Raw genomic sequence first — 417 nt, 5'->3', positions numbered from 1 at the left:
CTCAGTGATCAAGCCGTTAAAGAACGACCAAGCCACTAACTTACTCAAGTACTCATGATGCTCCAGTGACGGTTGCCCAAGAATACGATGTGCAATCAGCGGCTGCTTGTACAAGTACCAACCCGCTTTATTCGATTGCCCTTGGCGAACCTCAATAAAGCTCAAATCTGGCTCGTGAAGATCCGGAGAGATTTGCGGATTCAGTAGCGTCACTTTACCTGGCAACACCTCAAACGCCGCATATAGCTTGCGCGCCAAGATACTAATATCTTGCGGGCTGATTGCCGACGTGATGTCGTTACGACGTGCAAACTGAATCAGGTTACGATAGCTCAGCATCAAAGCATCAAGTAGCGCATGGTGCACTACCTTCACTTGCTCCACCTTCCAGTTACGGCGGTTGTCGAGCTCTGCAAT

General features: G+C 49.4%; 1 protein-coding gene. It reads right to left on the bottom strand.

Features of this window, described 5'->3' with window-relative positions:
• A partial coding sequence (locus A3712_RS19735; RefSeq protein ID WP_197465874.1) for a class I adenylate cyclase occupies positions 1-417 on the bottom strand: 417 nt, incomplete at both ends.

Origin of the sequence: Vibrio sp. HI00D65, from assembly GCF_001635455.1 — a bacterium.
Taxonomy (GTDB): domain Bacteria; phylum Pseudomonadota; class Gammaproteobacteria; order Enterobacterales; family Vibrionaceae; genus Vibrio.
The sequence above is the reverse complement of the archived record's forward strand: the minus strand, read 5'-3'. Positions and strand labels throughout refer to the sequence as shown.